Origin of the sequence: Xanthomonas sp. SHU 166 (genome assembly GCF_000364685.1) — a bacterium.
GTDB classification, from domain to species: domain Bacteria; phylum Pseudomonadota; class Gammaproteobacteria; order Xanthomonadales; family Xanthomonadaceae; genus Xanthomonas_A; species Xanthomonas_A sontii.
Genome location: NZ_AQOJ01000065.1, coordinates 1 through 4,009, shown reverse-complemented (window position 1 = coordinate 4,009; position 4,009 = coordinate 1). Strand labels below are relative to the sequence as shown.

The following is a 4,009-nucleotide window of genomic DNA, read 5'->3' as shown; positions in this document are numbered from 1 at the left end:
GGTGGCGCCGCAGTTCCGGGCCACCGCGCCGGCCGCGACCGCACTGGTGGCGACTTCGGTGGTGGTGACGGCGCTGCTGGTGCCGCCGCTCACCGCCGCCTATGCGCGCAGGATGGCGCGGACCGCGTCGCCGCCGGCGCCAGACGCCTGACCCGTGTGGCGATCCGCGACCGTGGCGGCGCGCTTTGCGCGACAATACGCGGATGCCGATGCACCCCACCACCAAAGCCCAGCTGCAAATCCATTTCTGCGTCCTGCTGTGGGGGATCACCGCGATTCTCGGCAAGCTGATCACCCTGCCCGCGCTGCCGCTGGTGTGGTGGCGGATGCTGATGGTGGTGGCCGCGCTGGCGCTGCTGCCGCGGGTGTGGCGCGGACTGGCGGCGCTGACGCCGAAACTGGCGCTGGGCTATGCCATCGTCGGCGCCCTGGTCGGCCTGCACTGGCTCACGTTCTACGGCGCGATCAAGCTGGCCAACGCCTCGGTCGCGGCGACCTGCATCGCGCTGGCGCCGGTGTTCACCGCGGTGATCGAACCGTGGGTGGCGAAGCGGCCGTTCCGCCCCAGCGAACTGGTCTTCGGCCTGGCGGTGCTGCCCGGCGTGGCCCTGGTGGTCGGCGGGGTGCCGCACGGGATGCGCGCCGGCGTGGCCGTCGGCGCGGTGTCGGCGCTGCTGGTGGCGGCCTTCGGCTCGCTCAACAAGCGCCTGGTCGACCATGCCGATCCGCTGACCGTGACCGCACTGGAACTGGGCGCCGGCACCCTGACCCTGACCGCGCTGGCACCGTTGCTGCCGTTCGTGCTGCCGGCGCTGAGCGGGCCGTTGCTGGTGCTGCCCAGCCTGCACGACACCGCGCTGCTGCTGGCGCTGGCGCTGCTGTGCACGCTGCTGCCGTTCGCCCTGGCCCTGGTCGCATTGCGCCGGCTCAGCGCCTACGCGGTGCAGCTGGTCACCAACCTGGAACCGGTCTACGCGATCGTGTTCGCGATCGTGCTGCTGGACGAGCAGCGCCAGCTCACCGGGCTGTTCTACCTCGGCGTGGCGGTGATCCTGGGCGCGGTGTTCCTGCATCCGCTGCTGACCCGCACGCGTCCGGTGCAACACCCGGAGCTGCTGGCCACCTGCGAGGCGAAGAACGTGGTGGAGTGAGCGCTGGGGCGCTCACTCCGGGATTGGGGATTGGGGATTGGGGAGTCGGGATTGGCCCCGCTCCGCGCAGTTGCGGCATCACCGCAGGCCAACGCGAAGGGCACGGCATGCTGGGGAACTAGCCCCTCTCCCCCCGGGAGAGGGGTTGCGGTGAGAGTACGGCGCGAAAGCGTCTGCGTCGTCTGCGTTCGCGAGGCGACGCGCCTACCCCTGCGGGGGAATTTTTCCCCTAGAACAAGGAGGAATCTGAGGATCGTCCCGGAATGACGTGGCGTACTTACGCCGCCAGCGACACGCAGTCGCGGCCGGCACGCTTGGCCTGGTACAGGCCCTGGTCGGCGCGCTTGAGCAGGTCCTCGGCGCTCTCGCGGCCCTGCAGCGTGGCCACGCCGATGCTGGCGGTGAGCGGCACGCCGAGCTGCAGCAGACTGGTGTCCTGGCGCAGGCGCTCGCAGGCGCGCATGGCCTGCGCCGCGTCCATCGCCGGCAGCAACAGCGCGAACTCGCCGCCGCCGTAGCGCGCCACGACGCTCTCGGGCGGCAGGCGCGCGCGCAGCATGTCGGCCAGCGCCAGCAGCGCCTCATCGCCCTTGTCGTGACCATGCAGGTCGTTGACGCTCTTGAAGTAGTCCAGATCCAGAATCGCCACGCTGAGCGGCGCCGAACCCGGCTGCGCCGCCTCGGCATGGATCATCAACGCGGTGGCGAAGGCGCGGCGGTTGAGCAGGCCGGTCAGCGGATCGGTGCGCGCCTGTTCCAGCAGTTCGGCGTTGAGCGATTCCAGCGATTCCTGGTACTGCAGCAGCTGTTGCTCGTACCAGGCGCGTTCGCGCAACTGCAGCGCCAGCGCATGGCTGCTGCGGCGCAGTTCGATCAGCTGCATCACCTGCCGCGACAGCGCCTGCAGCGCCGCCAGTTGTTCCGGCTGCAGGGTGCGCGGACGGTTGTCGAGCACGCACACCGTGCCGACCGGCAGGCCCTCGCGGGTCAGCAGCGGCGCGCCGGCGTAGAAGCGCACACCGCCCTCGGTGACCAGCGGATTGTGCTGGAAGCGCGCATCGGCGGTGGCGTCGGCGACCACCATCACCTGTTCCGGGGTCAGGATGGTGTGCCCGCAGAACGACTCGTCGCGTGCGGTGCTCAACAGGCAGACGTTGCGCTGCGCCTTCAGCCACTGGCGCTCGTCATCGACCAGCGAGATCAACGCCGAGGGCGTGTCGCACAGCTTGGCGGCGATGCCGACCAGATCGTCGTAGGACGCTTCCGGTTCGGTGTCGAGGATCTGCAACGCGTGCAACGCCTGCAGGCGTGCGGCTTCGTTGTCGGGCTTGCGGGGCTTGATCACGGAATACCCGGCGGCGGCGATGGTTCGCGTTGCGCAGTATGGCCAAATCCGCGGCGGACGCCAGCCCTGGCGGGCGCGCCGCCTGTACGGTTGGGCCGCGCGGCGGCAGCCGAACGCCGACACTGCGACGTGGTTACCACTCCTGGCGCTGCGGCAGCAGGCCGCGCAGTTCCTGTTCGGTGAGATTGCGCCACTGGCCCGGCTTCAGCGCGCCAAGCTTGATGTTGTCGATGCGCACGCGGCGCAACTGGGTGACCCGGTAGTCGAACGCCGCGGCCATCAAGCGGATCTGCCGGTTGAGCCCCTGCTCCAGCACGATGCGGAAGCCGAACTTGGCGATCCGCGCGGTGCGGCACGGCAGGGTCATCTGGTCGTGCACGCGCACGCCGCGCGCCATGCCGCGCAGGAATTCGTCGGTGACCGGCTTGTTCACCGCCACCAGGTATTCCTTCTGATGGCGGTTCTCCGCGCGCAGGATCTCGTTGACGATGTCGCCGTTGCTGGTCATCAGGATCAGCCCCTCGGACTCCTTGTCCAGGCGCCCGATCGGGAAGATGCGCTGCTCGTGGCCGACGAAGTCGACGATGTTGCCCTTGACCGCGCTCTCGGTGGTGCAGGTCACCCCGACCGGCTTGTTCAGCGCGATGTAGACGTGGCGGCGCCCACTCTTGGCCTTGGCGCGCGCGCGCAGCGGCTGCCCGTCGACCTTGACCTCGTCGCCCTCGCCCACCACCGAACCGACCCCACCCGGCTGGCCGTTGACGGTGACCCGGCGCGCGGCGATCAGCCGATCGGCCTCCCGGCGCGAGCAAAACCCGGTCTCGGCGATGTGCTTGTTGAGGCGGACGGACATGGGCTGGGAGCTGGGAATGGGGAATGGGGAATGGCAACAGCGGGCTGCTGCCGGCTGGGCCATGGCTAACGTCGGGAACGACGGCAGGGAGCGGCAGCGGGGACGCCCCCCATTCCCGATCCCCTACTCCCTATTCCCGGCCTCTCAGCGCTTCGGCGGTCCCTTGCGCGGCGGCCGGTCGGCGGCGAAGCGGCCGGCCGGGCGCGGGCCGGCGGCGTTGGGCTTGCCGCCGGGCTTGCCGGTACGGGCGAACTTCGGCTTGAACGGCGCGCCGCCGGCATCGTCGCCGTCGAGCTTGCGCATCTGCAGTTGCTGGCCGGACACCCAGACCTTCTTCAGGTGCGTCAGCAGCTCGCGCGGCATGTCCGCCGGCAGGTCCAGCACCGAATGGTCGTCGTGGATGTCGATGCGGCCGATGTACTTGCTCTCCAGCCCGGCCTCGTTGGCGATCGCGCCGACGATGTTGGCCGGCTTGACCCCGTGCTGGTGGCCGACCTCGATGCGGTAGGTCTCCATGCCCACTTCCGGCGCGCCGCGCGGCGCTTTCGGCGCCTTGTCGCGGCGCGGCGCCTCGAAGCTGCCGACGTCGCGGTGGTAGTCGAAATCCTCGCCACGCGCGGCCGGGGCCGGACGCGCCGGGCGCTCGCCGTCGTCGCGACA

5 protein-coding genes are annotated in these 4,009 nt (G+C 70.3%); 2 read left to right on the top strand and 3 right to left on the bottom strand.

All coding sequences use genetic code 11. From position 1 onward, the window contains the following. Positions 1-151 (top strand): 2-keto-3-deoxygluconate permease (locus tag D180_RS23230; protein ID WP_198526505.1); only part of this gene is annotated, 151 nt, incomplete at its 5' end. 52 nt (positions 152-203) lie between these two features. Continuing rightward, entirely contained in the window at positions 204-1,151 is a 948-nt protein-coding gene (locus D180_RS02740; protein WP_017911583.1) for a DMT family transporter, read from the top strand. Positions 1,152-1,428: 277 nt separating this feature from the next. On the opposite strand, the gene D180_RS02735 is transcribed toward D180_RS02740, so the two are convergent. From D180_RS02735 to D180_RS02725, 3 genes are all read right to left on the bottom strand, one after another. Beyond that, on the bottom strand, positions 1,429-2,496 hold the full coding sequence (locus tag D180_RS02735; protein WP_017911582.1) for a sensor domain-containing diguanylate cyclase: 1,068 nt from the start codon (positions 2,494-2,496) through the stop codon (positions 1,429-1,431). Between the two features lie 133 nt (positions 2,497-2,629). Next, a complete protein-coding gene (locus D180_RS02730; RefSeq protein WP_010343505.1) occupies positions 2,630-3,349 on the bottom strand; it encodes a pseudouridine synthase in 720 nt (239 codons plus the stop codon). A 144-nt stretch (positions 3,350-3,493) separates the two neighbouring features. Continuing rightward, the coding region (locus tag D180_RS02725; protein ID WP_043090366.1) for a DbpA RNA binding domain-containing protein at positions 3,494-4,009 on the bottom strand (516 nt) is incomplete at its 5' end.

Excerpts from the sequence above, each read along its gene's own strand:
- D180_RS02730 (WP_010343505.1), bottom strand. The coding sequence starts at position 3,349 with ATGTCCGTCCGCCTCAACAAGCACATCGCCGAGACCGGGTTTTGCTCG.
- D180_RS02740 (WP_017911583.1), top strand. The coding sequence starts at position 204 with ATGCCGATGCACCCCACCACCAAAGCCCAGCTGCAAATCCATTTCTGC.